Genomic DNA, 25,954 nt, shown 5'->3' with positions numbered 1-25,954 from the left:
AAGGACAGGCCAATGAATAACAACACTTCGCACCCTACTCTGCTCGCCGACCTGCGTCGCCTCGTTGGATCGACGAACCTGTTAACCGACGCGGAACAGACCGCACGCTACCGTAAAGGCTTTCGCTCTGGCGAAGGTGAAGCGCTGGCGGTGATTTTCCCCGGTTCACTGCTGGAGCTATGGCGTGCGTTGCAGGCGCTGGTTAGCGCCGATGCGATCATTTTGATGCAGGCCGCCAATACCGGCCTGACGGAAGGTTCCACGCCGAATGGTAACGATTATGATCGTCCAGTGGTAATCATCAGCACCTTGCGTCTGGATAAGTTGCAGCTGATCGACAACGGCAAACAGATCCTCGCCTTCCCTGGCAGCACGCTGTATCAGCTGGAAAAAGCGCTAAAACCGCTCGGGCGTGAGCCGCATTCGGTGATCGGCTCGTCCTGTATTGGCGCGTCGGTGATGGGCGGGATTTGCAATAACTCCGGCGGCTCGCTGATCAAGCGCGGTCCGGCCTACAGCGAAATGGCGCTATTTGCGCAGATTGATGCCAGCGGCAAACTCAAGCTGGTGAACCATCTCGGCATCGATCTCGGCCATTCGCCGGAAGAGATGCTCGGTCGCCTGGATGACGATCGCTGGCAGCAGAATGATGTGCGCTGGGATGAACGTCACGCCTCGGATCACGAGTATGCCGACCGCGTGCGCGATATCAATGCGGATACGCCCGCGCGCTTCAACGCCGATGAGCGCCGCCTGTTTGAAGCGTCTGGCTGCGCCGGTAAGCTGGCGGTTTTTGCGGTACGTTTGGATACCTTCCCCACTGAACCGCAGCAGCAGGTGTTCTATATCGGCACCAACAATCCGGCTGAACTGGGCGATATTCGTCGTCATATTCTGGCGGAATTTACGCATCTGCCGGTGGCGGGCGAATATATGCACCGCGACATTTTCGATATCGCCGAGGTGTATGGCAAAGATACCTTCGTGATGATCGACAAGCTCGGCACGGACAAAATGCCGCTGTTTTTCACCCTCAAAGGCCGTGTTGATGCCTGGCTGGGCAAGCTCAGCTGGGTGAAACCGCATCTCAGCGATCGCCTGTTGCAGCGCGTCAGCAGCTGGCTGCCGGCGCATCTGCCTAAACGCCTGAAACAGTATCGCGATAAATACGAGCATCACCTGATGCTGAAGATGTCTGGCGACGGCGTGGCCGAAGCGCAGGCCTATCTGAGCGAATATTTCCGCGAAGGCGGCGGCGCGTTCTTCGCCTGCGACGCCAAAGAGGGCGCGCACGCGTTCCTGCATCGCTTTGCCGCCGCTGGCGCCGCCGTGCGTTATCACGCGGTACATGCTGATGAAGTGGAAGACATTTTAGCGCTGGATATCGCGCTGCGTCGTAACGATGAAGCGTGGTTCGAGCACCTGCCTGCCGAAATCGACAAGGACTTAAGCCATCGCCTCTATTACGGCCACTTCTTCTGCCACGTGTTCCATCAGGATTACATTGTGAAGAAAGGCGTGGATGCGCATGCGCTGAAAGAGAAGATGTTGGCGATTTTAGCCGCGCGCGGTGCCGAATATCCGGCTGAGCATAACGTTGGCCACCTGTATCAGGCAAAACCGCAGCTGCAGGCGTTTTATCAGCAGCTGGATCCCACCAACAGTTTTAATCCGGGGATTGGTAAAACCAGTAAGCAGAAGGGTTGGGCGGTAAAGGTTTGAATACGTGCGGTTGTTGAAAAGGTGGCCATGAATGGCCACCTTACATGTAGGGTCGGCATTCATGCCGACCTGGTCATATGGGGCGCCGGAATTACGGCAGTTGCTCGCCCTGCTGCTCTTGCGCAGCCGCTGCCAAAGCGCGGCGTTCAATAATCATGGTCTGCGGCGTTGACAGCATAATGCCCTCTTTACGCAGACGCGTCAGGATATCAAACAGCAAATCACTCTTGGCACCGGAAATCTGGCGCTGACCCGAAACGTTACCGGTGACGCTCAACACGATGCCCGCAGGTGTCAAATCTTTGAACGATACCGACGGCTCTGGCGTGTCGAGAATACGCTCGTTCTCCTGATACACTTCCAGCAGGATTTCACGTACTTTCACCGGATCAATATCCAGCGGGAAGGTTAGCTGGATGGTCACCACACCCTGCGCGTTGCCCATGGTAGCGTTACGCACGTTTTGCGAGATGAATTGCGAGTTCGGTACGATCACCGTCGATTTATCGCCCAGCTGAATTTCGGTGGCGCGCACGTTGATACGGCGAATATCCCCTTCAATGCCGCTGATGCTGACTAAATCGCCCACCTTCACCGGACGTTCCGTCAACAGAATCAGACCGGAGATAAAGTTCTTCACAATCTCCTGTAAGCCGAAACCGATACCGACCGACAAGGCGCTGACGATCCATGCCAGTTTGTTCCATTGCAGGCCCATAATCGACAGCGTCAGCAGGATAATCAGCACGTAACCGATGTTACTGAACAGCGTCACCAGCGACACACGCATGCCGACATCCATGGTGGTTTTTGGCAGGAAGTCTTTGTCCAGCCAGCGACGCACCGAGCGCAGCACGTAAATTCCCACCACCAGACACAGAATCGCATTGACCATATGCGCCGGCACAATGTTCAGCGACTCCAGCCCTTTGCCGCCCCAGAACTCAATCACCTTCTGGATCAGCTCAATTGGCGTTGAGGAGGCAAACGTGCCGTTCAACAATGCCAGCGCGAGGATGGCAATCAACAAGGTTTTACCCAGCGCGCTCAGCAGCGTTGCCGCCTGCTGTAAATGACGCTCGTCGATGTTAAGCGACGTTTGCAGACGCTTGCCGGTCACATTACTGGTGGAGAACAGACTTTCGCAGCCGTCCTGCACCAGATGGCTGAGGAAATAGAACGAGCCAAACAGAATGCCGCACCAAATCAACTCATAGCTGAGGAAGCGCGCCAGCGTAACATAACCGATGATCAGTGAAATCAGGACCGCCAGTGCGGTTAGCATTAACGCCAACTGCACCAATCCCACCAACGTCGAGCGCGCTTCGGGCTGATTGCCTTCCAGCGCCATACGGCGACGCACGCGGTTTACGCGCATGCTAATAGCAAGACCGGTGCAGCCAATCAGCAGTGCGGTCAGGCCGTTAGCAAAAATGGTGGTGTTAAGGCTGGTGCCCACGCTGTAGTTAAAGGCTTCAACCGTCTGGAAAACAAACACCAGCGCCGCGGTAAACGGCGGGAACGGCTTCAACGCCTGCGCCACTTCGTTGGAAATGGCAGGTAAACGCCAGCTTGGACGACGCGTAGAGAGGAAGGCGCGCCCTAAACCGGCAATCAAGCCGCAATAAACGCTAAGCTGCACCAGACGATCAACAAAATCCTGCACATCGCCAGAAACTTCATCACGGCGCGTAAAGGCCAGCGCGATAAAGTTGAAAGTCAGCACCACCGCGGCCAGCGTGGTCAGTGCCGTTGTTGATGCCAGGAAGCTACGCCGTAAACGTCCTTCCGGCATTTTATGAATGCTGACCCAGGCAAAGAACTCTTCGCTGTAACGGCGACCCAGCGTCATCACCAATACCGCCGCCATCAGCCAGGCGACAGTGCCAACGCGCCAGCCTGATTCCCATGACAGCGCTGCCGTGTCTTTAAGTTCGTCGCGGAAGTCACTGATTTTTTCGCCATCAAGATCCTGACTGCTGACCAACGGCGCCCAGAAACGCGGGCCGAGAATACTGCCGGAATTGAGCGCCAGTTGGCTTTTCAGCTGGTCACGCCGCAGGTTGACAATCTGCGACGACAGCACCAGCGCGCCGTTTTTGATGCCATCGGCCTGCTTGATTTGATCGTCCAGTTTGGCTTTCTGGCTCTCCAGCGCCGCACGTTTGCGTGTGACTTCAGGCGTCTCTTTCACGCCGCTGTCGGCTTTTGGCGCCGGGCCAAGCACCGCCAGTTGCGCATCCAGCTGCTGACGCTGTGGGACCAGCGCCTGGCCGAGGGTTTCGGCATTTCCGGACAGCTCCAGCGCCATCTCATTGAGTTGGTTAAGCTGGCTTTCATTGGTATCGCCCGACACCTGACCTTTAATTTTGTCGAGAATTTTCTGCATTTTAGGCAGCTCGACCGACGCATTAACTTTCGGTGCAGCGTCCTCTTGCTGGTCGGTGACGGCACTATCGGCCGCAAAGCTCAGCGCCGGGGTTAACCACACCAGCAGCAGTAAAAACGGGGTAAGTAAGCAACGGAACGTGAACATATTTAATAAGATTCCAGCGTAATAACAGCCGATAAACGCAAGTGCGATGGTGAATGGCGGCTAGTTTAAGACGTTGCCGACACTGAAACTATAGGAATGAAGGTGTAAAACTTTGGCGCTAACGATAAGCGTTTTTGCAGGTGAGCCGAGCTGAATGGAGTCGCCATGAATGGCGACCCTACGACATACCGCCGATGACCTGTAGGGTCGCCATTCATGGCGACCAAAACAAGCGCGCTATTCCGCCTCGCTATTGCTGGCGGTCAGACCCGACTTCTGCTTTTTATACGCCAGCGCAGCGGCCGGAACCGGTGCGGCTTTGCCCGTTTCCAGCCAGTCGCGCAGGCGATTGGCATCTGCGAAATGGGTGTATTTACCAAAGGCATCCAGCACCACCAGTGCCACTGGACGGTTATTAATCACCGTGCGCATCACCAGGCAGTGCCCGGCTTCATCGGTGTAACCGGTTTTGGTCAGCTGAATACGCCAGTCGTTTTTGTACACCAGATGATTGGTGTTACGGAACGGCAGCGCATAGTTCGGATGCTTGAAGACGGCGGTGTCTTCTTTGGTGGTGCTCAGTTCGCCAATCAGCGGATACTGGCGCGTGGCTTTCACCAGCTTCACCAGGTCTTCCGCGCTGGAAACGTTCTGAGTCGACAGGCCCGTCGGCTCGACATAACGCGTATGCGTCATGCCCAGCGCACGTGCTTTGGCGTTCATCGCGCGAATAAAGGCATCGTAACCGCCCGGATAGTGATGCGCCAGGCTGGCAGCAGCACGGTTTTCCGAGGACATCAGCGCCAGCAGCAGCATGTTGCGGCGACTGATTTCACTGTTCAATTTGACGCGGGAAAACACGCCGCGCATTTCAGCGGTATGGCTGATATCCACCGACAGCATCTCATCCATCGGCAATTTGGCATCCAGCACCACCATCGCCGTCATTACTTTGGTCAATGAAGCAATCGGACGCACGCGATTAGGATGGCTGGAAAACAGTACTTTGTTGTTTTCCAGATCGACAATCATGGCACTCCCCGAGGCGATTTGCGGTTGAGCAATCGGCGCGAGGTTAGAGAGTGCCGCCGGCGCAGCGAGCGCGGGCGTCACAGCGGCTGGCGCGGCGACAAACAGTGCCAGCGACAGCAAGGAAATACGCATTTTTGCAGACATCGTGTCAAAAAAGTCCGGTAAGGAGTTTTGCGCTGTGTTAGGACACAGGCCGCCCGCAACAATCCAGACTGGATGCGGGCTGGCAGCAGTATCATACGCACTTACCTGAGAAATTTCTTAACGAGATTGTTTCTGAGCGTTAAAAAGGTCGCCATGAATGGTGACCTTTTGGTTTGGGTGCAATTTTACGTGTAGGTCGCCATAAATGGCGACCCGGCGAGCGTTAGAACAACCGTGGCCCATAACCCCACAGAATTACCGTCAGCGCCAGCAGCACCTCAAACACCAGCACACCAATCGCCAGCGTTGAACCGGAGAAGCGCAGGCTCTCTTCACGATCGATACTCAGGAATACCGGAATGCCGACGTAAAGCAGATAACCGGTGTAAACCAGCGCAATGGCGCCCACCAGTACGCACAACCACACCAGCGGATAGAGCGCCACCAGCCCGCTGAGGAACAACGGCGTCGCCACATAGCCGGCAAACACCGTACAGCGCTGCAGACTGGGACGTTGCGGGTAATTACGCGCCATCCAGTGGATCACGCGGCCCATCACCGCCACACCGCCGAGAATAATCAGATAGAACAGAATGCCCAGACCGATACCGGTCAGTAGATTGAGTTGTACGAATTGCCCTTCGCCCAGATTCCAGCCCAGTTGCGTGGTGCCGATAAAAGCGCAGATCACCGGGATCGCCGCCATTAGCAGAACATGATGGGTGTAATGGTGCGAAACGCTCTCATTTTCCTGTTTAATATCGCGCATTTCCTGACCTGGATGCGCCAGTAAACCCCAGACATGATTCATACAGTTGCTCCTCTCATGCTATGGGCTGCCCCTAAAGCAAAAGACCTCGTCAACGCAGGCAGCGTCCCTCAAGTATAATCGTCGCCGTCGTTTTTGCGGGCCGCCACACAAATTAAGCCGCTGGTATACACTAATAGCGTTTTCACTATTTGCAGGGAGAAAAATTTGCATCTTGATATCAATGGATTAATCACGCAATACGGTTATCTGGCGCTACTGATTGGTTGTATCGCTGAAGGGGAAACGTTCACGCTATTGGGCGGTGTGGCGGCGCATGAAGGCTTATTGCACTTTAGCGGCGTGGTGCTGGCGGCGATGATCGGCGGCATTATTGGCGATCAGTTGCTGTTCTGGCTGGGACGGCGTTATGGCACGCGTATTTTGCGTCGTTTTAGTAAACATCAGGAAACTATCGGCAAGGCCAAGCGCCTGATCCAAAAACACCCGAGTTTATTCGTGATTGGCGTGCGCTTTATGTATGGCTTCCGCATTGTCGGACCGATTATTATCGGCACCAGCCGCCTCAAGCCGCTGCGCTTCTTTATTCTGAACGTGATTGGGGCAGCGCTGTGGGCGCTAATCTTTGTCTCGCTCGGCTACTTTGCCGGACAGATTGTCGCGCCGTGGCTGCATAAGATCGATCAGCATCTCAAGCCGGTATTATGGTTGGCGGCGGCGGTGATTTTCGGCATCGTACTGCGCTACATTATTCGCCACTGGAACCACCGCCGCGCGGGTTGATTACGGGTGGTAACCCTTGAACTGCGGATTGGCCAGCATAAAACCACCGTCGACAATAAACGATTGTCCGGTGGTATAAGTTGCCCACTCCGAACAGAGCCACGCCACTAAACTCGCCACTTCACGCGTATCGCCGGGACGCCCAATCGGGATTTCCGGCATACGTCGCCCTTGCTGGTCATCTTTCATATCGTTCATCGCCGTGGCAATCGCGCCCGGTGCCACCGCGTTGACCAGAATGTGGTGCGGCAACAAACTCAGCGCCATCGACTTAGTCAGGCCGCCGAGCGCATGTTTTGCGGCGGTATAGGCGGTGGCATCCGGCAATGGCGTGTGTTCATGTACCGAAGTAATGTTGATAATGCGTCCGCCGTCGCCCTGATCGACCATATGGCGTGCGGCAATCTGCCCGCAAATAAATGCGCCATCGACATCCACATCGAACACTTTGCGCCAATCTTCAAAGGTGACATCAAGAAAGTCGGCTTTGGTCATCACGCCCGCGTTACTCACCAGCACGTCAATGCGCCCCAGCGAGTTGATCAACTGCGCCAGTTGCTGTCCGCCGGCTTGCGGATCGGCGAGGTCGACCTGCCGCACCTGCGCGATCTGTCCGCGGCTCTCCACCAACCGTGCGGTTTCCTGGGCGCCCTCTTCATCCGCACTCCAGGTGATGCCAAGCGTATAGCCCGCTTCGGCCAGCATCACCGCACAGCTGCGACCAATGCCAGAACTGGATCCGGTAACCACAGCGACTTTCTGTTTTCCTGCGCTCATAACGTTCTCCTGATTGAGGGTGTCTTAACAGTATAGAAGTTATCCTTCTGTGCCTCGTGGCCGCCGAATCTGCCGTTTCGTCTATAGTTAACAATTACATACGGCGAAGGGGGCACGATGAGCGAGATTAAACGCAGAATAGACGACCACGGCGTGATTGGTGATTTACGCACCTGCGCACTGATTGCCAACGATGGCACCATCGATTACCTCTGCTGGCCAGCACTCGATAGTCCTTCCATATTTGCCGCCCTGCTCGATAGCGATGAAGCCGGCCTTTTTTCCCTCGCACCCGACTGGAAACATGCCCGCCAGCAGCAACTCTACTTGCCTGATACCAATATTTTGCAGACCCGCTGGCTGGATGATGCGGGCGTGGCGGAAATCACCGATTACATGCCGATCTGCGATGAGCACCGCAAAACGCCGCGTCTGGTACGCCGTGTGAAAATGGTGCGCGGCACGGCGAAATTTCATCTGCTGTGCGCGCCGCGTCACGACTATGCGCGTGCGGAAACCACCACCGAACTGCGCCCCGGCGGCATCGCCTTCCTGGCCAGCGGTCAACCCACGCTGCGCCTCAGCGCTACGGTGGTGATGACGCGCGAAAATCACAGCGCGGTGGCCGAATTTACCCTTAAAGCCGGCGAATCCGCCGAATTTGTTTTCGGCAACGATGACGATCCTCACGTGGCAGTGATCGCCACCGAGCAGTGTTTCCACGACACGCTGGAGTACTGGCGCCGCTGGAGTAGCCACAGTTCATATCGCGGGCGCTGGCAGGAAATGGTCACGAGATCGGCGCTGGCACTGAAACTATTGACGTCGCATCAGCACGGCTCAATCGCCGCTGCCGCCACTTTTGGTTTACCGGAAGAGTTGGGCGGCGAACGTAACTGGGATTACCGCGCCTCGTGGATCCGCGATGCCTCATTCAGCATGTACGCGCTGATGCGCCTCGGCTACACCGAGGAGGCGCGCGACTTCACCAAATGGGTCGGCCGTTGCGTCGAGCACAGCCACCACGACACGCCGCATCTGCAGGTGATGTATCGCCTCGACAGCGGCACCGAATTACACGAAACCGAGTTGCTCAATCTTTCCGGCTACGCCAATTCGCGTCCGGTGCGCATCGGTAATGACGCATGGCGGCAAACCCAGCTCGATATTTACGGCGAATTGATGGACGCCATCTACCTCGCTAATAAATACGGCGAAGCGATTTCGCATCGCGGCTGGAAGTACGTCTCCGATATGATCGATTACGTCTGCGTGAACTGGAACCAGCCCGATGCCGGGATTTGGGAGATGCGCGGTGAGCCAGAGCATTTCCTGCATTCACGCCTGATGTGCTGGGTGGCGCTCGACCGCGCACTGCGTCTCGGCCTGAAACGCTCGCTGCCAATGCCCTACGAACGCTGGGATAAGGTGCGCAGCGAAATCCGCGACGATATCTGGCAGAACTTCTGGAACCCGGAACTGGGCCATTTCACCGCCACGCGCGGCGGCAATTTCCTGGATGCGTCGATGCTGCTGATGCCGCTGGTGCGCTTTGTGAGTTCGACCGATCCCGACTGGATTTCAACGCTGGACGCGATTAAAACCCATCTGGTGAGCGATGGTTTAGTCAGACGCTATAACATTCACGAGACGCCTGCCGATGCTTTAGAAGGCGGAGAAGGCTCGTTTGCTGCCTGTTCATTCTGGTATGTGGAGTGTCTGGCGCGAGCGGGTCGCGTGCATGAGGCGCATTTTGAGTTTGAAAAGCTGCTGAGTTACGCCAATCCACTGGGTTTGTATGCCGAAGAATTTACGTCGCATGGCGAAGCATTGGGTAACATGCCGCAGGCGTTAACGCATCTGGCATTAATCAGTGCCGCTTTTTTCCTCAATCGTAAACTGAGTAATGAAGTGACGCTGTGGCAGCCGTGAAATTCACATTTTGGGCGGCGGATCCAAGAGAATATTCGGGTAAAGACAAGGATTTGAGTAAAGTATCCGCAGCCAGCAAAAATCCTGATTTCCATCAATGCACCAATGCACATATAATGCGCAGCGGGTCATACTGACCACGATGGATTCGACACACTGACAAGCCTGAAACATGGCCATAACGACTTGAAAAACATGAAAATGAGCATTCGCGCGTTCGCTTCACTCGCCCTCGCACTGGCGGCGTTCAGCCAGTCGGCACTTGCAGTAGTCTATCCGCTGCCGCCGGCTAATAGCCGTCTGATCGGCGAAAATATTGAAATCACTGTCCCTGATGACAGCAAACTTCCGCTGGAAGCCTTTGCTGCGCAGTATCAGATGGGCCTCAGCAATATGCTGGAAGCCAATCCGGGTGTTGACGTTTATCTGCCAAAAGCTGGCACTAAAATGATCATTCCTCAGCAGTTGATTCTGCCTGACGCACCGCGTGAAGGCATCATCATCAACAGTGCTGAAATGCGTCTTTATTACTATCCGAAAGGCACCAAGACCGTGGTTGTGCTGCCAATCGGCATCGGTGAGTTGGGTAAAGACACGCCAATGAACTGGACAACGAAGGTTGAGCGTAAGAAAGATGGCCCAACCTGGACGCCAACCAAAGCGATGCATGCGGAATATGCGGCACGCGGCGAGAGCATCCCAGCGGTGTTCCCTGCGGGCCCGGATAACCCGATGGGTCTGCACGCGCTGTATATCGGCCGCCTGTATGCGATTCACGGCACGAACGCCAACTTCGGTATTGGTCTGCGCGTGAGCCACGGCTGTGTGCGTCTGCGTTCTGATGACATCAAATGGCTGTTCGATAACGTGCCGGTCGGCACACGCGTTCAGTTCATCGATCAGCCGGTGAAAGCGTCCGTTGAGCCAGACGGTTCGCGCTATGTGGAAGTCCACAACCCGCTGTCGACCACGGAAGAGCAGTTCAACTCGCGTGAACTGGTGCCAATCAACCTGACGTCTGCCGTGACCAAAGTGATTGCCGATGCCAGCACCAACCAGGATGCCGTCAACAACGCTATCCAGGCGCGTAACGGTATGCCGATCAAAATTAACGGTCCAGCAGGCGAAGTACAGCCAACACCGGTTCCGGTGCAGGAATCTTCTGATGCATTGCCGAAAGAAGAGCCCATGACCCCGCAAGGTGCAAACGACGCTGCGCCTGCTGCGCAGCCGGCGACCAGCCTGTAATCGCGATTCAAGCGCAATAAATTGCGCCGCTACAAATACGTGCACATACCGTAGCGGCGCGATTCATCGCGCATTATGACTCAATCCCGCGGGCGTCGAAACGCCAGCCAACCCGCCACCAGCGTAAACGCCAGCACCACTAATACCAGCAGCAGAAAACCGTGCGGATTATTCGCCAGCGGAATGCCACCCACGTTCATGCCAAAAAATCCCGCCACGATATTGATCGGCAGCGCCAGCACGGTAATCACCGTCAGCAAAAACAGCGTGCGGTTGCTTTGCTCCATCAGACGCGCGGCAATCTCTTCCTGCAGCAAGCGAATCCGCTCCATCAAACTCGCCAAATCATTCAATGCTACGCTGAACTCTTCGGTGAAAATCCGCAGTTCGCCTAACGGTTCGCGCTTCAGCCATTTAGGCGGACGATTCAACAGGCGAAATAGCGCCGCCGGTTCCGGTGCCAGCAGACGCTGCACGCGCAGCAGCATGCGCCGCAGTTGCCCCAACTCACGGCGATTGGTTTTGATCGCCGCACTCAGCAAGCGCTCTTCTATGGCATCCACCGCCTGACTGGAGCGGCGCACCACCTGCTCAAGCTGCGCTTCCTGCTCGCCGAGCAGCCACAGCAGCATCGCATCTGGCTCAGCGAACGTCAGACGATCCATCTGCTGATGCATACGTTCGATCATGCCCACCGGGCGAAAACGCGCAGTAACCACCACACGCGGGCAGCACCACATCCACAGCGTGGCGTTCTGCGTGCTGCGTTCCTCTTTACTGAAGGTGACGTCGTTGAGCACCGCCAGCAGCGCATCGTTTTGATGAGCTAAACGGGTGCGCGGCGAAGCCGAATGTATCTCGTCGAAAAAGTCGTGGTCTACGCCAAAGTGGTCCTGAACCCAGCGCTCCGCACGCGCGTGATTAAGGTTGATATGCAGCCAGATAAAGTAGGACGCGGGCAGCTGCTGCTGCGCCAGTTGGGCCGCTTCACGGGCATTCAGCCGCTGTGGCGGCAACGCGGGGGTAAACAGATAACCGTGGATTAATCCGGCGACTTCGTTATTAAAGTCCGGCAGAGAAGTAAGCGGTAATACGGGCTGGAGCATGGCAACAGATCATTCCGTAGCGGTCAGATCCACAGCGTGCGACAGGGATGTTGCAGCAAGATGACATTGGGCGTGCGCCATCATCATTCTGTCATACAAACCCCGTATCACACTGGAAGTCACAGGGTGCCGTTCGAGCATCGTGATTTAACACTGAGGTGTTTTATGGCTGAAAACAGTTTACCTGCATCGACATCCTCGTCCCACAGCGGACGCCCGAACCTTAACCGCGGCAACGGCCCTGCCTCACGCCTGATCTTTGTGCTGTTGCTGATTGCTGGCCTGATGTATGCCGGCATTAACCTGTTCAATGACGTTGAAGAGACTGGCGCGGTGGTCACCAGTTACACGCCGTTCGTGCTGCTCGGCGTCGCGCTGATCATTGCGCTCGGTTTTGAATTTGTGAACGGCTTCCACGATACCGCCAACGCGGTTGCGACGGTGATCTACACCCATTCGCTGTCGCCGGGCGTGGCGGTGATGTGGTCCGGTTTCTGTAACTTCCTCGGTGTGCTGCTTTCCAGCGGGGTGGTGGCATTCGGCATTATCTCGCTGCTGCCGGTCGAGCTGATTTTGCAGGCGGGCAGCGGCAACGGCTTTGCCATGGTGTATGCACTGCTGTTCTCAGCGATTATCTGGAACCTCGGCACCTGGTATTTTGGTTTGCCAGCCTCCTCTTCGCATACGCTGATCGGTTCGATTATCGGCGTCGGCGTGGCGAACGCGTTGCTACATGGCCGAAGCGGCACCAGCGGCGTGGACTGGGATCAGGCGATCAAAGTCGGCTACGCGCTGCTGCTGTCGCCGATTGTCGGTTTTATCTGCGCTGGATTGCTGCTGCTGGCAATGAAAGCCTTTATCCGTAACCGCCAACTGTATGAAGCGCCAACAGGCAACCAGCCGCCGCCAATATGGATTCGCGGCTTGCTGATTCTCACCTGCACCGGCGTTTCCTTCGCACACGGCTCGAATGACGGTCAGAAAGGCATGGGCTTAATTATGCTGATTCTGGTCGGCACCATGCCGATTGCCTACGCCCTAAACCGTTCGCTGCCGCCGGATCAAATCCCGCGCGTCGCCGCATTAACCCAAGTCACCGAACAGCAATTGTTGACGCTGCAACCCACGCCAGCGGCGATGCCCGCCCCGCGTGAGGTGCTGACCGAATTCGTGCGTACCAACCAGAATCGTCCTCACGTGTTGCCCGCGCTCGGCATGATGCTGGGTGATATCGGCGACCAGATTCGCCGCTACGGCGCGGTGGAGAATATTCCGGCGCAGGCGGTGACCAATACGCGTAATGACATGTATCTGGCATCGGAAACCATTAAGCATCTGCAAAATGCCAAAGTAGCGCTGCCGGAAGAGACCGCACGCAACCTGACGGCGGTGAAAAAAGAGCTGGATGCCGCGACGCGCTTTATCCCGATGTGGGTGAAAGTGGTCGTAGCGATTGCGCTGGGCCTCGGCACCATGGTCGGCTGGCGCCGCATTGTGGTCACCGTAGGTGAACGTATCGGTAAAACGCATCTCACTTACGCGCAAGGGGCCAGCGCCGAATTGGTGGCAATGGCGACCATCGGCGCGGCCGACGTGTTCGGCCTGCCGGTTTCCACCACGCACGTGCTCTCTTCCGGCGTCGCCGGTTCCATGGCCGCCAACCGCTCAGGTCTGCAACTCGCCACCCTTCGCAATCTGGCGATGGCGTGGGTGCTGACGCTGCCGGTCTCCGTTTTACTTTCGGGGCTGCTGTACGCCCTGTTTATCCACCTGTAACGGGAGAAAATGATGGCGACACACGACAATAGTTTCCATAGCGAGACCTTTAACCAGCGTCTGCTGCAGGAATTTTACGACAGCTACGACGAAGAGCTGGAGATGGAACTGGATGACCTGCGTTTTAACCACAGCGGCGAAACACAGGCTGAGGACGATAAAGCCTTTCGTCGCCGCTATTTCCGCGAACTGCTGCATCTGCAAGGCGAGCTGGTCAAGCTGCAAGATTGGGTGATGCGTACCGGACATCGCGTGGTGATTCTGTTTGAAGGGCGCGATGCGGCGGGTAAAGGCGGCGTGATCAAACGCATCACCCAGCGCCTCAATCCGCGCACCTGCCGCGTGGCCGCCCTGCCCGCGCCCAACGATCGCGAGAAAACCCAATGGTATTTTCAGCGCTATATCGCCCATCTTCCAGCCGCCGGTGAGATCGTGATGTTTGACCGTAGCTGGTACAACCGTGCGGGCGTCGAACGCGTGATGGGTTTCTGCGACGAAGATGAAGTGGAAGAGTTTTACCGCAGCGTGCCGGAGTTTGAAAAAATGCTGACGCGCAGCGGCATTCAGATTATCAAATATTGGTTCTCGATCACCGATGAAGAGCAGGAACTGCGTTTTCTCAGCCGCATTCACGATCCGCTCAAGCAGTGGAAGCTGAGCCCGATGGATTTGGAAAGCCGGCGTCGTTGGGAAGACTACACCGAGGCGAAAGAGGAGATGCTGGAGCGCACTAACATTGCGGAAGCGCCGTGGTGGGTGGTGCAGGGCGTAGATAAGAAACGTGCGCGCCTCAACTGCATCAGCCATCTGCTGCAGCAGATGCCGTACGAAGAGAGCGAAGCCAAACCGATTATGTTACCGACGCGCGAACGTTCTGAAGACTATCGCCGCGCGCCGGTACCCGAGCACATGGTGGTGCCGGAGAAGTATTAATCGCTCACCGCTTGCGCGGCCGACGGGCGGCCGTGCTGCTGGAGCAGACGCAGCGTGATCGCAAACGCGCCCAGCACCATCAGCGCCGCCGCCAGATAGACCGACTGCATGCCCCAATGCCCAATCAGCAACCCCGCCACCGGCCCGGTTAATCCCAGCCCTAAATCGAGAAAGGCTGAATAGGTGCCCAGCGCCGAGCCCTGATCCTGCTGCTGTACGCGTTTCACCGCTTCCACGCCCAACGCCGGGAACACCAGCGAGAAGCCGCCGCCGGTGAGGAATGCCCCTAAATCTACCAACCACACGCTATCGGCCTGCCAAATGAGCAGTAATCCGGCGCACTCCAGCACGAACGACATCAGCGCCACTTTTAAGCCACCAAACCGCGTGATATAGCGGCCAAAACCGAGACGCACGATCACGAAACCGAGGCTAAATAAGGTGAGTGCGAACGCCGCACCGCTCCAGTCGCGGCTGGCAAAATAGAGGGTAATAAAGGTGGAGATCACGCCAAAGCCGATGGTGCCAAAACCGAGCGCCAGGCCAAACATCCATACGCGGCTGACCACGCGATGAAACGGGATACGCACGCCCGCAGTGACGCTGACGCCCGCTTTGCGGCTCGCCATCCAGAATCCGGCAACGCCCATGATCGCCACCAAACCAGCAAAGCCGCTGATGCCAAACCACTGATTAAGCAGCACGCCAAGCGGCGCACCAATCGCCATAGCGAAGTAAGTCGCCACGCCGTTCCACGAAATGACGCGCGCGGTTTGTAGCGGACCGACAATGTTCATGCCCCACAAGGTCGATCCGGTGCTGCTAAAGCTTTCACCCACGCCGAGGAACAAGCGCCCCGCCGCCAGCAGCGCCAGGCTCAGCAGCGGTACATCGCTGCACAGCGCGGCGATTATCGATAACACGCCGCTCATGCCACAGAACACCAATCCCATCATCACCACGCGTTTTGGACCAAAACGATCTGCCAGACGACCGGAGTGCGGGCGGCTTAACAGCGTGGCAAAGTATTGCAGGCTGATGATCAATCCGGCGATAAACGAGCTGAATCCAAGCTGGTTATGCACAAATCCCGGCAGCACCGCGAGCGGCAAACCCACCGAAAGGTAGCAAAAGAAGGTAAACACAATCACGGAGAGAATACGTTTATTTAACTGAGCATTACTCAGTACAGCGGCGTCAGACATGGAAGATGGCGTCGGGAACGGTGATGAATTGAGGCGTCACTATAACCTTAGCCTGCTAATAGATCGCGGATTTTTTAGTTATAAAGTTTTAACCAGCTTGAGGAAATAATGAACGCACATGTCGTAGCGGCGCGATTTATCGCGCAATAAATTGCGCCGCTACGACATGTGCGTGATGTGAGTTAAACAACAATCACCGATGCATGCCGCTCAATCGCTGTGGCGATCTCGGCGGAAACTTTGAGGGTGCGGACTTCACTGAATAAGCCATCGGCTTCGTGATACGCCTTGCGCAGATAGCCAAGCCACTGCTTGATGCGTGCCACGTGATACATGCCGGTATCGCCCTGCTTCTCCAGCTGGGTGTATTTCAACAGCAAAGCGACCACGTCAGGCCATGCCATCGGCGCTTCATTGTACTTCACCACGCGCGCCAGATTTGGCACGTTAAGCGCACCGCGTCCAATCATTACTGCATCGCAACCGGTAATACGCATGCAATCCTGCGCGTCCTGCCAGTTCCAGATTTCACCGTTAGCGATCACCGGAATACGCAGACGCTGGCGGATTTCGCCAATCGCCTGCCAGTTAATACTTTCGGCGCGATAGCCATCTTCTTTGGTACGACCGTGCACGACCAACTCGCTGGCACCGGCTTGCTGCACTGCATCGGCGATTTCAAAGCGACGATCGCCGGAATCCCAGCCAAGGCGCACTTTTACCGTCACCGGCAGATGATCCGGCACCGCCTCACGCATCGCTTTTGCGCCGCGGTAGATCAGTTCGGGATCTTTCAACAAAGTAGCACCGCCGCCGCTGCCGTTGACCAACTTCGACGGACAGCCGCAGTTGAGATCAACGCCCCAGGAACCGAGTTCCACCGCGCGCGCGGCATTCTCTGCCAGCCACTCGGGATATTGCCCGAGCAGCTGCATACGAACGCGCGTGCCTGACGGTGTGCGGCTGTAGTTATGCAGCTCAGGACACAAACGATAGAAGGATTTTACCGGCAGCAGCTGATCGACCACGCGTAAAAACTCAGTCACGCATAAGTCATAATCATTTACCCCGGAGAGCAGCTCACGCACCAGCGAATCGAGCACGCCCTCCATTGGCGCCAGCAAAACCCTCATGACGTTAGGCGTTCCCGGTTTTCTTCGGTGCCGGACGACGACGACCGCTGTTGGCTGCTGGCGCGGCCTGGCTGGCGCCCTGCGCTGGACGACGCGCTGAACGCGCTTCACCCTGCGGACGTGGTGCATTGCCGCTGTGCGGACGAGAGACATTGCCGCCCTGACCGCGACCCTGACCTTGACCACGCCCCTGGCCCTGACCGCGACCACCGCCCTGCTGCTGACGACCGTTCTGGATTGGCTCCGCTTTGATGCTTGGATCGACTTCGAAACCAGGCAGCTCAATACGCGGAATTTCACGCTTCAGCAGACGCTCGATATCACGCAGCAGTTTGTGTTCATCGACGCACACTAGCGACAGTGCCACGCCGGTTGCCGCTGCACGGCCGGTACGACCGATGCGGTGAACGTAATCTTCCGCCACGTTTGGCAGCTCGTAGTTCACCACGTGCGGCAGCTCTTCGATATCCAGACCGCGCGCCGCGATGTCGGTGGCAACCAACACGCGAATGCCGCCGGATTTGAAGTCAGCCAATGCACGGGTACGTGCGCCCTGGCTCTTGTTGCCGTGAATCGCTGCGGCGGTAATGCCGTCTTTGTTCAGCTGTTCAGCCAGGTGATTTGCACCGTGTTTGGTACGGGTGAACACCAGCACTTGCTGCCAGTTATCACGACCAATCATCAGCGACAGCAGTTCCCGCTTGCGCTTCTTATCAACGAAATGTACTTGCTGTGAAACTTGCTCAGACGCGGTATTACGACGCGCGACTTCAACCTGTTCTGGGTTGGTGAGCAGTTTTTCCGCCAGTGTTTTGATCTCGTCGGAGAAGGTCGCGGAGAACAGCAGGTTTTGACGCTTAGCGGGCAGACGTGCCAGCACGCGACGGATGTCGTGGATGAAGCCCATATCGAGCATACGATCTGCTTCATCCAGCACGAGGATTTCAACCTGTGACAGATCAACCGCGTTCTGGTGCGCCAGATCGAGCAGACGGCCCGGTGTGGCCACCAGCACGTCAACGCCGCCGCGCAGTTTCATCATCTGCGGGTTAATGCTGACGCCGCCGAATACCACCAGCGAACGGATATCGAGATATTGGCTGTACTCACGCACGTTCTCGCCAACCTGAGCCGCCAGTTCGCGGGTCGGGGTGAGGATCAACGCACGCACCGGACGGCGGCCACGCGCCGCTGACGGTTTTGCCGTGAGACGCTGCAGCAATGGCAGCGTAAAGCCGGCGGTTTTACCCGTGCCGGTTTGGGCGCTCGCCAACAGGTCACGACCTGCCAGCACTACAGGAATGGCCTGACGCTGAATTGGCGTCGGCTCTTGGTAGCCTTGTTCTGCTACCGCACGCAAAATATCGGCACTTAAGCCGAGAGAGTCAAATGACATGCAGGTGTATTACTCCGAACCGTCCTGACCGCCGTTAGCGGTGTAGTTTTCAGGAGGGATATGACGCAAGCGCGGGGCTCACGTGTGAAAAGGGCACAAACTACCATGCGTAAGGGCGCGAGTTTAGCAGCTTTCCGCCGTTACAGCATCCATAAAAAAAGGAGCCGCGTGTGGCTCCTATTTATTGAGTCCGCATTGCAGCGGTCCTCAATCGATCAACTGCGCTTCTTCTCGATGCGGCGAACCGGTTCTTTCGCCAGCAGAGAAACCAGCGCCGGCCCCACCAACATCACCACGCCGAGCATACCAATCAGCAAATTATTGTGGATAAAGCGGGAGATCAGGAACAGCGTTAACATTGCTGCACCAAAGTAGTAAGTGGTGGTCACCTCTTCGAGGGAATCACCCATTCTACGTAAACGGGCACTACGCTGCATGACCAGCATGGTAATAAATACCACCGCATAAGCTGCCACCAGGGTACTGCTCACTTCAACCAGCGCCCTATGTTTCCAGCCCCAAACCAGCGCAGCAACCACCAGCAGGTGCATTGCAATGTGCAAACAGGTTTGTCCGGTAACAATCTGAACACGATTAGACCATTTCATTCTCTTCTCCTGGCAGACCCAATAGGTCGCCCAAGTGTATCTGGCTGGAGGCCAGACGAACGTCCTCAATGTAAAGCAAATTTCGGATTACGCCCTAATTTTCTGCCCTTAACACCACTCATTTGTGACAAAGACTACACTTTGTGCTGTTGATGATGAAAAGGAGCGCGTCGCAGTATGCCACAAAATAAGCAAGGATTTTCATTTAAAGTCCTGACGATCAATACCCACAAGGGGTTCACCAGCTTCAATCGTCGCTTTATCCTGCCGGAGTTGCGTGACGCTGTCCGTGCAACCTCAGCGGATATTGTCTTCCTGCAAGAGGTGATGGGCACCCACGCTATCCATTCGCTAAACGTTAATAACTGGCCGGAAACCTCGCATTACGAGTTTCTGGCCGATACCATGTGGGACGATTTCGCCTACGGCCGCAACGCCGTTTATCCTGAGGGACATCACGGGAACGCGATATTGTCACGATTTCCCATCATTGAATATGAAAACCGCGATATTTCCGTCGCCGGGAGTGAAAAGCGCGGCATGTTGCACTGCAAGATCCGCCTGCCGGATCGGGCCGAGCCGCTGCATGTGTTTTGCGTGCATCTCGGCCTGAAGGAGAAGCATCGCCAGGCGCAAATGAAGATGATGTGCGACTTCATTGATACGCTGCCACCCGATGCGCCATTGGTCGTGGCAGGTGATTTCAATGACTGGCAGGTTAGCGCCAATCGCTTTCTTAAACGCGCGGTCGGCTTAGAGGAAGTATTCAGTATCAAAACCGGTCGCCCTGCCCGCACCTTCCCGGCACGTTTCCCGTTGCTGAGGCTCGATCGTATCTACATCCGCAACGCCACGGTGAGTAAACCCTGGGCGTTACCGGTTAAACCCTGGTCCCACCTGTCCGATCATGCGCCGTTAGCGGTGGAGATTTTCCTATGAGTTTCAATTGGCGCGACGGTAACCAGCTCCGTCTATTAGAAAATGGGGACCAATTTTTCCCGCGCGTATTGGGCGCGATCCAACGCGCCGAGCGCACGCTGCTGCTGGAAACCTTCATTCTGTTTGAAGATGAAGTGGGCACAGACCTGCACGAAGCACTGTTGCAGGCGGCGCAGCGTGGCGTGAAAGTCGAAGTGATGGTGGATGGCTACGGCTCGCCAGATCTGTCCGATCGGTTTGTTGATAGCCTGACGGCCGCCGGCGTGCGTTTTATCTATTACGATCCGCGTCCGCTGGTACTCGGCATGCGTACCAATGTGTTTCGTCGTCTGCACCGCAAAATTGTGGTGATCGATGACGCGATCGCCTTTGTCGGCGGCATTAATTTCTCTGCCGAACACAACATCGATTTCGGTGCGCAAGCCAAACAGGATTATGCGGTGGAGGTGAAAGGTCCGGTGGTGCTGGATATTACCCAATATGTGCAGCAACAAATGGGCAGCGAACAGCACACCCGGCGCTGGTGGGGCGCGCGTTCCCATCGTCCGGCGGTGAATGCGATGCCCGGCGAAGCGCAGGTGCTGTTTGTGTATCGCGATAACGACGAACACCGCGATGACATTGAGCAGCATTATCTCGCCATGCTGCGCAAGGCACAGAAGGACGTGATCATCGCGAATGCCTACTTCTTCCCGGGCTATCGCCTGCTGCGTGAGATGCGCAGCGCGGCACAGCGCGGCGTACGTGTGAGGCTAATTGTGCAAGGCGAACCCGATATGCCGATTGTGAAAGTCGGGGCCGAGTTGTTGTACAACTATCTGGTCGATGGCGGCGTAGAAGTGTATGAATACTGTCGCCGCCCGCTGCACGGCAAAATTGCGGTACAGGATCAGCAGTGGTCTACCGTCGGCTCCAGTAACCTCGATCCGCTGAGTTTGTCGCTCAATCTGGAAGCCAATTTGATGGTGCACGATCGCGCCTTCAACCAGACGCTGCGTGACAATCTGGAATTGCTGATTCAGCAGGACTGCGTACGCGTGGACGATGACAAACTGCCGCCGCGCAACTGGTGGCAGCTGACCAAAGGCGTGATTGTGTTCCACTTTTTACGCCATTTCCCGGCCATCGCTGGCTGGTTGCCTGCGCATACGCCGCGTTTGTCACAGGTCGCTCCACCGGTACAACCCGAAATGGAAACCCAGGATCGGGTTGAAGCCGATAACTCAGGAGCAAAACCCTCATGACGAAAAAGAATCCGCGCTGGCAACTGACGAAGAAAATCCTTACCTGGCTGTTTTTTATCGCGGTGATTGTGCTGCTGGTGGTGTATGCGCGCAAGGTGAACTGGGAAGATGTCTATACCGTCATCGTCGGCTATAACCGCTATGTGGTGTTGAGCGCCGCCGCCCTGGTGGTGGTGAGTTATCTCACCTATGGCCTGTACGATTTGATCGGGCGCGCTTACTGCGGTCATAAGCTGGCAAAGCGTCAGGTGATGCTGGTGTCGTTTATCTGTTATGCCTTTAACCTGACGCTCAGTACCTGGGTTGGCGGTGTGGCGATGCGCTATCGGCTCTACTCACGACTCGGTTTGCCGGGTAACACCATTACGCGCATTTTCTCACTGAGTATCGCCACCAACTGGCTTGGCTATATTTTGCTGGCGGGCGTCGTGTTTGCAGCGGGCATGGTGCCGATCCCGTCCGGTTGGTTTATTGGTGAAACCACGCTGCGCATCATCGGTGCCGCGCTATTAGTGGTCGTCGCAATCTACTTGTGGGCCTGTGCGTTCTCAAAGAAACGTCGCTGGACGGTGAAAGGCCAACATCTGCAGTTGCCTTCGCTGCGCATGGCATTGTTCCAGTTTGCGGTGTCCTGCGCCAACTGGATGGTGATGGGGATGATTATCTGGCTGCTATTGGCGCGGCAAGTAGATTATCCCATCGTGCTGGGCGTGCTGTTGATCAGCAGTATTGCTGGGGTGATTATTCATATTCCGGCTGGGATTGGCGTTCTTGAAGCGGTATTTTTGGCGCTGTTAAGCGGGCAGCATGCGTCACACGGCACCATCATCGCGGCGCTACTGGCTTATCGTGTGCTCTACTTTATTCTGCCGCTGTTGGTGGCGCTGGTGCTGTATTTGTGGCTGGAAAGTCGCGCAAAACATTTGCGGCAGAAGAATGAACAGAAGATGGAGAAATCAGTTTCGCGCTAGAGATCTTCGTAGGGTCGGCATTGATGCCGACCCTACGAAAATATGCGAGATTTAACGGCGGTTGCCGAAAATACGCAGCAGCATCAGGAACAGGTTGATGAAGTCGAGATACAGCGTCAGCGCGCCCATGATTGAGGTGCGACGCAGGTTCTCTTTGTCATTCACATTGATGTTTTCACCAATCGCTTTCAGCTTTTGCGTGTCATAGGCGGTTAAGCCGACAAACACCACCACGCCAATGTAGGTAATCGCCCACATTAACGCCGGGCTTTTCAGCCAGAAGTTCACCAGTGACGCCAGCAGAATACCAATCAGCGCCATAAACAGCAGGCTGCCAAAGCGGCTCAGATCGCGCTTAGTGGTGTAGCCGTAGAAGCTCATCGCCCCGAACATCCCGGCCGTTACAAAGAAAGTGCTGGCAATGGATGAATAGGTGTAGACGAGGAAAATACTCGCCATGGTTAAGCCGGTTAGCGCCGAATAGAGCATAAACAGTGCGGTCGCCACCGCGCCACTCATACGTTGCACCATGCCAGACAGTACAAACACCAGCGCCAGCTGTGCGATGATCAAACCGAAGAAAGTGATGCGATTCGCAAATACCAGTTCCATTACTGCAGGTGTGCGGGCAGCAAACCACGATACAAACGCGGTGAGCAGCAAGCCGCAGGTCATCCAGCCATACACCTGTGCCATGTAGGTCTGCAGCGAGGTGGAAGCCTGTTGCACGATTGAATCATTACGTGGATATCGATCCATGAAGCGCCTCATTAAATGTTAGACAAACTCTGTAAGTGTGGAGTGTACACCCGTTTGCGTCAACGGCGTGTCAAGCACTGTTGATAGCGGCCATTTACGCGCTGAGCAAACCACGCGGTGGTGAGATTGCGGGTAATTTTCGGGCTTTCCAATTTGATACCCGGCAGCATTTCTCGTGGCAGACGTTTACCGGCCATCTTATCGGCGAGAATAAAGGTCTGTTTCCACAGTGTGCTGCTGGCGAAGTCGGCTGTGTCACCCTTCTCCAGATCGCGGCGGATTTCACGATTGCTCATGTCCAACTGCTTGCTCAGGCTGCGTACCGCCAGTTCAGTGGAACCGGCCTGCTCGCTTCCATAGACGATCAGGTCGCCATCAAGTGCCAGCTTGATGCCGCTGGCTCGGGCGATGGCCGCCTGGAATGCGGCGTTGCGGCTGGCATACCAACCGGCGTTGAAGTCGGCGAAACGGTACAGCGGCTGGCTGTAATCGGCGGGATAGCCGAGCAAATGCAGCGTGCCGAAGTAGATGCCACCGCGTCGGGTAAAGACTTCACGGCGAATCGAGCCGTCAACCGCATACGGATAACCTTTGGCGTGCGCTTCAGCAAACTCAATGCTGACCTGCATCGGCCCGCCGGTGTGAATTGGGTTGAGGTTACCAAACAGCTTCTGCCCCATCGGCACCATATCAATGAAATCATCAAAGATGGCGCTCAGCTCTTTTTCGCTGCGCACTTTATCCAGACGCGACGCATAGCTCTCACCGTTCGGTGATTTGATCAGCAGCGCGGTGCGCACCAGAAACGCCGGAACGTGGACTTTGGCGGCGCGGCGATCGATTTCACCCCAGGCAATTTTCGGTAAGCCCGGCACCACCGCATCGGCGCTGAAGTTAGATTCCTGATCGGTAACGGCAATCACCGCACAGATATTGCTGACGCTGGCATCGATTTGCTGCACGCGGAACGCGGTATAGATGTCGTCGGCCCAGGCCGATTTTTGCGTCACGTCGCTGGGCAACAGCTGTTGAATTTGGCTCTTCACATCGGCGGGCTGTCGCGCCGGTGCCTGCGGCTCTTTTTTCGTGCTACAACCGGCCAGCACCAGCGCAGCCAGCAATGCTGCGCCTTTCATTATCTTGCTCGTGTTCATCATAATCCCTGACGCCAACAAAAACCGTACCTTAACGTTTTCAGTGGCCTGCCGCTATCGGAGCGGGAAGATTTTGCGCGCTAGCTCCAGCGCTCAGCGGCCTGATGATCGCTGTCGCGGGCATCAACCCAACGATCGCCTGCGGCAGTGGCTTCGCGCTTCCAGAACGGCGCGCGGGTTTTCAGGTAGTCCATGATGAACTCGGTGGCGGCGAAGGCGCTGCCACGATGCGCGCTGCTGACGCCAACAAACACAATTTCGTCGCCGGGGAACAGTTCGCCAACGCGATGAATCACCGTCACCTGCTGCAGTGCCCAGCGCTGACGTGCGTCCGCGACGATATCCGCTAGCGCCTTTTCTGTCATGCCGGGGTAGTGTTCCAGCGTCAATGCCGCCACGCTGGCGCCGAGATTGTGATTGCGCACTTTACCGGTGAATGTCACGACCGCGCCGTCGCTGTCATGCGCGGCGAGTTTTTCATACTCTTCGCCGACGTTGAAAGGCTCTGCACTCACACGAATCCGCGTTTCCATCATCAGCCTCCGGTGACCGGCGGGAAAAAGGCCACTTCATCACCCGCACGCAGCGGATGATTCATCGGCACCAGCGTTTGGTTGACCGCGGCCAGCAACTTGCCGGACTCCAGCGCCAGCGCCCAGCGATCGCCCTTCTCCGCTAACGCCGCTCGCAAGGTCGCGACGTCGCCATATTCAGCTGCCAACTCAAGCGCGCTGGTGCCGGTCAGTTCACGTACCTGGGCAAAAAACAGCACCTTAATCATGGCTCACCGCCTTGAAGTCGCCGGACTTGCCGCCGCTTTTGCTCAGCAGACGTAGTTGGTCAATGACGATGTCCTTTTGCACTGCTTTGCACATGTCATAGATGGTAAGTGCCGCGACGGATGCCGCCGTCAACGCTTCCATCTCGACGCCGGTTTTACCGGTCAGACGACAGAGCGAGGTGACGCGCACGCGGCTATGTTGCGGTTCCGCCAGCAAGGTGACTTCCACTTTGCTCAGCATCAGCGGATGACAGAGCGGAATCAGTTCCCAGGTGCGTTTTGCCGCCTGAATACCGGCGATGCGCGCGGTGGCGAACACGTCACCTTTATGATGGCTGCCGTCAATAATCATCTGCAGCGTTTCGACGCTCATCAGCACCAGCGCTTCAGCCTGAGCCTCGCGCACCGTTTCGGTTTTGCTGGAGACATCCACCATGTGGGCTTCGCCAGCGGCATTGATATGGGTTAAGGATGACATACTTACAACTTCTTCAAATGTGAGACGAAATTACACGGACGCGTACGCGCATCCAGTTGATCTTCAATAATGCGTTCCCAGGCGCTGCGGCAGGCATTGGTCGATCCCGGCACGGCAAAAATCAGCGTCTGATTGGCTAATCCGGCCACCGCACGCGACTGTAGCGTCGAGCTGCCAATTTCTTCATAAGAGATCATGCGGAACAGCTCGCCAAAGCCTTCAATTTCGCGATCGAGCAGCGGCAGCAATGCTTCTGGCGTGCTGTTTTTACTGTTAAAACCGGTGCCGCCATTGACGATCACGACTTGCACATCGTCGCTGGCAATCCAGCGCGACACCGTGGCACGAATGCGGTAGCGGTTATCCGGCACAAGCGCGCGATCCACCACCTGATGCCCGGCTTCCGCCAGCGCTTCGCGCAGATAATCGCCCGATGTGTCATTGCCGGCATCGCGGCTATCAGAGACGGTCATCACCGCCACATTTAAGGCGACAAAGTCGCCGGTAGGTTTACCCATGGCCGTAACT

24 protein-coding genes are annotated in these 25,954 nt (G+C 56.3%); 9 read left to right on the top strand and 15 right to left on the bottom strand.

What is annotated here, in order from left to right:
- The first annotated feature begins 12 nt into the window (after positions 1-12).
- Entirely contained in the window at positions 13-1,722 is a 1,710-nt protein-coding gene (gene dld / locus AC6I8K_RS05980) for a D-lactate dehydrogenase (protein ID WP_483817046.1), read from the top strand.
- A gap of 91 nt (positions 1,723-1,813) precedes the next feature.
- On the opposite strand, the gene AC6I8K_RS05975 is transcribed toward dld, so the two are convergent.
- The 3 genes from AC6I8K_RS05975 to AC6I8K_RS05965 form a co-directional block, all read right to left on the bottom strand.
- The gene (locus tag AC6I8K_RS05975) at positions 1,814-4,258 is read right to left on the bottom strand and encodes a DUF3772 domain-containing protein (RefSeq protein ID WP_483817045.1); all 2,445 of its coding nucleotides are present in this window, start codon (positions 4,256-4,258) and stop codon (positions 1,814-1,816) included.
- Positions 4,259-4,495: 237 nt separating this feature from the next.
- Positions 4,496-5,434 (bottom strand): D-alanyl-D-alanine endopeptidase, encoded by a 939-nt coding sequence (gene pbpG / locus AC6I8K_RS05970; protein WP_497826374.1) that lies wholly within the window; start codon positions 5,432-5,434, stop codon positions 4,496-4,498.
- A 223-nt stretch (positions 5,435-5,657) separates the two neighbouring features.
- Entirely contained in the window at positions 5,658-6,245 is a 588-nt protein-coding gene (locus AC6I8K_RS05965; RefSeq protein WP_064740644.1) for a Yip1 family protein, read from the bottom strand.
- 165 nt (positions 6,246-6,410) lie between these two features.
- Here AC6I8K_RS05965 and AC6I8K_RS05960 point away from each other — a divergent pair, with 165 nt between their 5' ends.
- On the top strand, positions 6,411-6,986 hold the full coding sequence (locus tag AC6I8K_RS05960; RefSeq protein ID WP_277975792.1) for a DedA family protein: 576 nt from the start codon (positions 6,411-6,413) through the stop codon (positions 6,984-6,986).
- Here the strand turns inward: AC6I8K_RS05960 and AC6I8K_RS05955 are convergent, their stop codons facing one another.
- Positions 6,987-7,763, bottom strand: a complete 777-nt coding sequence (locus AC6I8K_RS05955) for an SDR family oxidoreductase (protein ID WP_483817044.1) — start codon at positions 7,761-7,763, stop codon at positions 6,987-6,989.
- A 117-nt stretch (positions 7,764-7,880) separates the two neighbouring features.
- On the opposite strand from AC6I8K_RS05955, the gene AC6I8K_RS05950 reads away from it, so the two are divergent.
- Both AC6I8K_RS05950 and AC6I8K_RS05945 read left to right on the top strand, forming a co-directional pair.
- Positions 7,881-9,695 carry a glycoside hydrolase family 15 protein gene (locus AC6I8K_RS05950; protein WP_483817043.1) on the top strand — a complete coding sequence of 605 codons (1,815 nt, stop codon included), beginning with the start codon at positions 7,881-7,883 and terminating at the stop codon, positions 9,693-9,695.
- Between the two features lie 195 nt (positions 9,696-9,890).
- A complete protein-coding gene (locus tag AC6I8K_RS05945; protein ID WP_483817042.1) occupies positions 9,891-10,943 on the top strand; it encodes a L,D-transpeptidase family protein in 1,053 nt (350 codons plus the stop codon).
- A gap of 80 nt (positions 10,944-11,023) precedes the next feature.
- Here AC6I8K_RS05945 and AC6I8K_RS05940 read toward each other — a convergent pair whose 3' ends face one another.
- Complete coding sequence (locus AC6I8K_RS05940; RefSeq protein WP_497826373.1) at positions 11,024-12,049, bottom strand: transporter; 1,026 nt, start codon at positions 12,047-12,049, stop codon at positions 11,024-11,026.
- A 165-nt stretch (positions 12,050-12,214) separates the two neighbouring features.
- On the opposite strand from AC6I8K_RS05940, the gene AC6I8K_RS05935 reads away from it, so the two are divergent.
- Both AC6I8K_RS05935 and ppk2 read left to right on the top strand, forming a co-directional pair.
- Complete coding sequence (locus AC6I8K_RS05935) at positions 12,215-13,825, top strand: inorganic phosphate transporter (RefSeq protein WP_497826372.1); 1,611 nt, start codon at positions 12,215-12,217, stop codon at positions 13,823-13,825.
- A 12-nt stretch (positions 13,826-13,837) separates the two neighbouring features.
- Positions 13,838-14,758 carry a polyphosphate kinase 2 gene (gene ppk2 / locus AC6I8K_RS05930; RefSeq protein WP_497827224.1) on the top strand — a complete coding sequence of 307 codons (921 nt, stop codon included), beginning with the start codon at positions 13,838-13,840 and terminating at the stop codon, positions 14,756-14,758.
- Here the strand turns inward: ppk2 and AC6I8K_RS05925 are convergent.
- The 4 genes from AC6I8K_RS05925 to AC6I8K_RS05910 all read right to left on the bottom strand — a co-directional run bounded on the left by AC6I8K_RS05925 (position 14,755) and on the right by AC6I8K_RS05910 (position 19,100).
- On the bottom strand, positions 14,755-15,963 hold the full coding sequence (locus tag AC6I8K_RS05925; protein WP_497826371.1) for an MFS transporter: 1,209 nt from the start codon (positions 15,961-15,963) through the stop codon (positions 14,755-14,757). The genes ppk2 and AC6I8K_RS05925 overlap by 4 nt on opposite strands.
- 182 nt (positions 15,964-16,145) lie before the next feature.
- On the bottom strand, positions 16,146-17,096 hold the full coding sequence (gene dusC, locus AC6I8K_RS05920) for a tRNA dihydrouridine(16) synthase DusC (protein ID WP_483817038.1): 951 nt from the start codon (positions 17,094-17,096) through the stop codon (positions 16,146-16,148).
- Positions 17,097-17,100: 4 nt separating this feature from the next.
- On the bottom strand, positions 17,101-18,492 hold the full coding sequence (gene rhlE / locus AC6I8K_RS05915; protein WP_064740635.1) for an ATP-dependent RNA helicase RhlE: 1,392 nt from the start codon (positions 18,490-18,492) through the stop codon (positions 17,101-17,103).
- A gap of 215 nt (positions 18,493-18,707) precedes the next feature.
- Complete coding sequence (locus AC6I8K_RS05910; protein ID WP_064740634.1) at positions 18,708-19,100, bottom strand: YbhQ family protein; 393 nt, start codon at positions 19,098-19,100, stop codon at positions 18,708-18,710.
- Between the two features lie 177 nt (positions 19,101-19,277).
- On the opposite strand from AC6I8K_RS05910, the gene AC6I8K_RS05905 reads away from it, so the two are divergent.
- The 3 genes from AC6I8K_RS05905 to AC6I8K_RS05895 are packed head-to-tail and all read left to right on the top strand — an operon-like array spanning position 19,278 to position 22,254.
- A complete protein-coding gene (locus AC6I8K_RS05905; protein WP_483817037.1) occupies positions 19,278-20,039 on the top strand; it encodes an endonuclease/exonuclease/phosphatase family protein in 762 nt (253 codons plus the stop codon).
- Positions 20,036-21,283: a cardiolipin synthase ClsB gene (gene clsB, locus AC6I8K_RS05900; protein ID WP_064740632.1), complete on the top strand. Its 1,248-nt coding sequence runs from the start codon at positions 20,036-20,038 to the stop codon at positions 21,281-21,283. The genes AC6I8K_RS05905 and clsB overlap by 4 nt, the downstream gene beginning before the upstream one ends.
- Complete coding sequence (locus tag AC6I8K_RS05895; protein ID WP_064740631.1) at positions 21,280-22,254, top strand: lysylphosphatidylglycerol synthase domain-containing protein; 975 nt, start codon at positions 21,280-21,282, stop codon at positions 22,252-22,254. The genes clsB and AC6I8K_RS05895 overlap by 4 nt, the downstream gene beginning before the upstream one ends.
- Positions 22,255-22,305: 51 nt before the next feature.
- On the opposite strand, the gene AC6I8K_RS05890 is transcribed toward AC6I8K_RS05895, so the two are convergent.
- The 6 genes from AC6I8K_RS05890 to moaB all read right to left on the bottom strand — a co-directional run bounded on the left by AC6I8K_RS05890 (position 22,306) and on the right by moaB (position 25,944).
- Positions 22,306-23,013 (bottom strand): Bax inhibitor-1/YccA family protein, encoded by a 708-nt coding sequence (locus AC6I8K_RS05890; RefSeq protein WP_008102687.1) that lies wholly within the window; start codon positions 23,011-23,013, stop codon positions 22,306-22,308.
- A 59-nt stretch (positions 23,014-23,072) separates the two neighbouring features.
- On the bottom strand, positions 23,073-24,167 hold the full coding sequence (locus AC6I8K_RS05885) for a DUF1615 domain-containing protein (RefSeq protein WP_483817867.1): 1,095 nt from the start codon (positions 24,165-24,167) through the stop codon (positions 23,073-23,075).
- An 80-nt stretch (positions 24,168-24,247) separates the two neighbouring features.
- Positions 24,248-24,703, bottom strand: coding sequence for a molybdopterin synthase catalytic subunit MoaE (moaE, locus tag AC6I8K_RS05880; protein WP_483817036.1), 456 nt, complete (start codon positions 24,701-24,703; stop codon positions 24,248-24,250).
- A complete protein-coding gene (gene moaD / locus AC6I8K_RS05875; protein WP_064740628.1) occupies positions 24,703-24,948 on the bottom strand; it encodes a molybdopterin synthase sulfur carrier subunit in 246 nt (81 codons plus the stop codon). Before moaD ends, moaE begins: the two co-directional genes overlap by 1 nt.
- Entirely contained in the window at positions 24,941-25,426 is a 486-nt protein-coding gene (moaC, locus tag AC6I8K_RS05870) for a cyclic pyranopterin monophosphate synthase MoaC (protein WP_497826370.1), read from the bottom strand. The genes moaD and moaC overlap by 8 nt, the downstream gene beginning before the upstream one ends.
- A gap of 2 nt (positions 25,427-25,428) precedes the next feature.
- Positions 25,429-25,944: a molybdenum cofactor biosynthesis protein B gene (moaB, locus tag AC6I8K_RS05865; protein WP_064740626.1), complete on the bottom strand. Its 516-nt coding sequence runs from the start codon at positions 25,942-25,944 to the stop codon at positions 25,429-25,431.
- Between the last annotated feature and the right edge of the window lie 10 nt (positions 25,945-25,954).

It is taken from the genome of Pantoea sp. X-Soil-ISGK-421 (genome assembly GCF_059730785.1).
The sequence above is the reverse complement of the archived record's forward strand: the minus strand, read 5'-3'. Positions and strand labels throughout refer to the sequence as shown.

What these genes read in the sequence shown, in the direction of transcription:
- dld (WP_483817046.1), top strand. Translation starts at nt 13, where the DNA reads ATGAATAACAACACTTCGCACCCTACTCTGCTCGCCGACCTGCGTCGC.
- AC6I8K_RS05975 (WP_483817045.1), bottom strand. Translation starts at nt 4,258, where the DNA reads ATGTTCACGTTCCGTTGCTTACTTACCCCGTTTTTACTGCTGCTGGTG.
- pbpG (WP_497826374.1), bottom strand. Translation starts at nt 5,434, where the DNA reads ATGTCTGCAAAAATGCGTATTTCCTTGCTGTCGCTGGCACTGTTTGTC.
- AC6I8K_RS05965 (WP_064740644.1), bottom strand. Translation starts at nt 6,245, where the DNA reads ATGAATCATGTCTGGGGTTTACTGGCGCATCCAGGTCAGGAAATGCGC.
- AC6I8K_RS05955 (WP_483817044.1), bottom strand. Translation starts at nt 7,763, where the DNA reads ATGAGCGCAGGAAAACAGAAAGTCGCTGTGGTTACCGGATCCAGTTCT.
- AC6I8K_RS05950 (WP_483817043.1), top strand. Translation starts at nt 7,881, where the DNA reads ATGAGCGAGATTAAACGCAGAATAGACGACCACGGCGTGATTGGTGAT.
- AC6I8K_RS05945 (WP_483817042.1), top strand. Translation starts at nt 9,891, where the DNA reads ATGAAAATGAGCATTCGCGCGTTCGCTTCACTCGCCCTCGCACTGGCG.
- AC6I8K_RS05940 (WP_497826373.1), bottom strand. Translation starts at nt 12,049, where the DNA reads ATGCTCCAGCCCGTATTACCGCTTACTTCTCTGCCGGACTTTAATAAC.
- AC6I8K_RS05935 (WP_497826372.1), top strand. Translation starts at nt 12,215, where the DNA reads ATGGCTGAAAACAGTTTACCTGCATCGACATCCTCGTCCCACAGCGGA.
- ppk2 (WP_497827224.1), top strand. Translation starts at nt 13,838, where the DNA reads ATGGCGACACACGACAATAGTTTCCATAGCGAGACCTTTAACCAGCGT.
- AC6I8K_RS05925 (WP_497826371.1), bottom strand. Translation starts at nt 15,963, where the DNA reads ATGTCTGACGCCGCTGTACTGAGTAATGCTCAGTTAAATAAACGTATT.
- dusC (WP_483817038.1), bottom strand. Translation starts at nt 17,096, where the DNA reads ATGAGGGTTTTGCTGGCGCCAATGGAGGGCGTGCTCGATTCGCTGGTG.
- rhlE (WP_064740635.1), bottom strand. Translation starts at nt 18,492, where the DNA reads ATGTCATTTGACTCTCTCGGCTTAAGTGCCGATATTTTGCGTGCGGTA.
- AC6I8K_RS05910 (WP_064740634.1), bottom strand. Translation starts at nt 19,100, where the DNA reads ATGAAATGGTCTAATCGTGTTCAGATTGTTACCGGACAAACCTGTTTG.
- AC6I8K_RS05905 (WP_483817037.1), top strand. Translation starts at nt 19,278, where the DNA reads ATGCCACAAAATAAGCAAGGATTTTCATTTAAAGTCCTGACGATCAAT.
- clsB (WP_064740632.1), top strand. Translation starts at nt 20,036, where the DNA reads ATGAGTTTCAATTGGCGCGACGGTAACCAGCTCCGTCTATTAGAAAAT.
- AC6I8K_RS05895 (WP_064740631.1), top strand. Translation starts at nt 21,280, where the DNA reads ATGACGAAAAAGAATCCGCGCTGGCAACTGACGAAGAAAATCCTTACC.
- AC6I8K_RS05890 (WP_008102687.1), bottom strand. Translation starts at nt 23,013, where the DNA reads ATGGATCGATATCCACGTAATGATTCAATCGTGCAACAGGCTTCCACC.
- AC6I8K_RS05885 (WP_483817867.1), bottom strand. Translation starts at nt 24,167, where the DNA reads ATGAACACGAGCAAGATAATGAAAGGCGCAGCATTGCTGGCTGCGCTG.
- moaE (WP_483817036.1), bottom strand. Translation starts at nt 24,703, where the DNA reads ATGATGGAAACGCGGATTCGTGTGAGTGCAGAGCCTTTCAACGTCGGC.
- moaD (WP_064740628.1), bottom strand. Translation starts at nt 24,948, where the DNA reads ATGATTAAGGTGCTGTTTTTTGCCCAGGTACGTGAACTGACCGGCACC.
- moaC (WP_497826370.1), bottom strand. Translation starts at nt 25,426, where the DNA reads ATGTCATCCTTAACCCATATCAATGCCGCTGGCGAAGCCCACATGGTG.
- moaB (WP_064740626.1), bottom strand. Translation starts at nt 25,944, where the DNA reads ATGGGTAAACCTACCGGCGACTTTGTCGCCTTAAATGTGGCGGTGATG.